General features: G+C 63.1%; 1 protein-coding gene and 1 other annotated feature. The gene reads right to left on the reverse strand.

Annotated elements, in window-relative coordinates:
• Positions 1–22: 22 nt before the first annotated feature.
• Positions 23–1263, reverse strand: a protein-coding gene (locus tag AC30CM_RS26905; protein WP_490119962.1) for an IS3 family transposase whose coding sequence is annotated in 2 segments (ribosomal slippage) — positions 23–978 and positions 978–1263 — 1242 coding nt in all. Because the reading frame shifts where the segments join, the coding sequence is not laid out codon by codon here.
• Positions 872–988: a sequence feature (AL1L pseudoknot), on the reverse strand. Its footprint overlaps the gene before it by 117 nt.
• Positions 1264–1310: the final 47 nt, after the last annotated feature.

Consider the following 1310-nt stretch of genomic DNA (forward strand, 5'->3'; position numbering starts at 1 on the left):
TGAACTACCCCAGGTTTTGTTCCTACTCGGGTGCGAGGGCCGGGGTTGGCTGGCTCGCGGGGTGTGAGGTGCCGGTGAGGGCGGCCTCGTACTCAGCTGGTGGAACGTAGCCGAGGGTTTCGTGCAGGCGGTCCTGGTTGTACCAGGCCACCCATCCGGCGGTCGCCAGTTCGACGTCATCGACGCATCGCCAGGGTGTGCCGCGGTTGATCAGTTCGGTCTTGTATGCGGCGTTGACGGCTTCAGCGAGGGCGTTGTCATAACTATCGCCGCGGGACCCGACCGACGGTGCGATGCCGAGTTCGGCCAGCCGGTCGGTATAGGCCAGCGATAAGTATTGCGATCCGCGGTCGGAATGATGGATCAACTCGGATAGATCGGTATTCGACTGCCACACAGCATGATTGAATGCCTGCAGTGGAAGATCTTCGGTGCGCATCGTGGTTGAGACGGCCCACCCGGCGATCTTCTTGGTGGCTGCATCGGTCACGAACGCGGTGTAGCAAAACCCCTGCCAGGTCCGCACGAAGGTGATGTCGGCGACCCAGAGCCGGTTGGGTGCTGCCGCCTTGAACTGGCGGTTGACCAGGTCGGTCGGCCGCGCATCGGCGGGGTCGGTGACCGTGGTGAACACCGGCTTGCCGCGCTGGGCCCCGCGTAGACCGGCTTTGCGCATCAGCCGGCGGGTCTGCTCTCTGCCCACGTCCCAGCCCTTGCGCTTCATGGCGCGGTGCATCTTCTGGACGCCGTAGACCGAGTAGTTCTGCCGGTGCACCTCACGCAGGTCGGCGATCAGCTGTTCGTCGCGGATGGCGCGATCTGAGGGTGGGCGGGTCCGGGCGGCCCGGTAGCCCCGGGAGCTGAGGAATCCCGGGATTGCTGCCCGCAAGATGCGGCAGATGAGCTCGACCCCGAATTGATCGCGATGTGCATCGATGTAGGCGATCATTTCGTCGCGGGGCGGTCGAGCTCCGCTGCGAAAAACGCAGACGCGGACCTCAAAATCTCATTGGCCCTGCGTAGGTCAGCGACTTCTCGCTTGAGCCGGCGAATCTCGGCGTGCTCGGAGCTGGACGTACCGGCCCGCTCCCCAGCATCGACCTGGGCCTTACGCCGCCACCTACGCAGCGACTCCTCCGAGATGCCGAGTTTGCTCGACACAGACTTGATTGCCTCGAACTCCGATACTTCCGAGGCCTCCAACGTGGTGTCCAACAATCGCAACGCACGATCACGAAACTCCGGCGAATACTGACGGGGCATGATTCTGATCCTCCTATAAAGATCGGAACAAAACCCGGGGTAGTTCA

Source organism: Mycobacterium sp. DHQP2018-32-09, from assembly GCF_058148405.1.